The 846-nt window shown below is 77.9% G+C and carries 1 protein-coding gene; it reads left to right on the top strand.

Going from position 1 to position 846, the window contains the following annotated elements; translation table 11 throughout:
• On the top strand, positions 1-846 hold an 846-nt coding region (locus tag VQ02_RS34285; RefSeq protein WP_048448753.1), incomplete at both ends, for an EAL domain-containing protein.

Genomic DNA, 846 nt, shown 5'->3' on the forward strand with positions numbered 1-846 from the left:
CCCGGCCGGCCGAGCCCGCGGCGGCGCCCTGGGCGGCGGATCCGATCCTGCCGCGGGACGCCGTCCCGGCACCGCGGCGCCCGTTCGTGCCGGAGCCCGCCGCCAAGCCCCACCCCGAGGCCGAGATCCTGGCGGCCTTGTCCACGGGCCTCGAGGTCCACCTCCAGCCGATCGTCAGCCTGCCGCAGCGGAAGGTGGCGTTCTACGAGGCCCTGGCGCGCCTGCGCATCGGCGACGCCGTCCTGGCGCCGGCGGAGTTCATGCGGGTGCTGGAGCGGCACGGGCGGACGACGGAGCTCGACCGGCTGATGCTCGCCCGCGTGACCGCGATCGGCCAGCACCTCGCGACCCGCGGCAGCGAGACGCCGGTGGCCTACGCGCTGACCCCGGGCTCCCTGTTCGAGCCGGGCTTCCTGCGGGCGGTCGGCCGCCTCATCGACCTGCACCCGGAGCTGGCCGGACGCCTGATCCTGGCACTGCCGCAGCGCAGCTGGCGCACCCTCGACGCCGAGCAGGCGGCCGCGCTCGCGGCCCTGCGCGAGCGGATCGGGCTCGCGGTCGACCGGGTCGCCGACCCGCGCCTCGACGTCGCCACCCTGGCGGCCCGCGGGGCGAGCTACGCCAAGATCGGGGCCGAGACGCTGCTCGGCGAGCACGGCGCCACCCTCGCCACCACCCTGGCGCGGGCGGGGATCCGGCTGGTGGCCGAGGGCGTCGAGCGCGAGGCCGACGTGCCCGACCTGATCGATCTCGACCTGCCGCTCGCGCAGGGAACGGTGTTCTCGCCGCCCCGGGTGGTGCGGCCGGAGGTGCTCTCGCCTCCCGCCCCGCCGCCCGCGCCCGAGC

The organism is Methylobacterium variabile (assembly GCF_001043975.1).
GTDB classification, from domain to species: Bacteria; Pseudomonadota; Alphaproteobacteria; order Rhizobiales; family Beijerinckiaceae; genus Methylobacterium; species Methylobacterium variabile.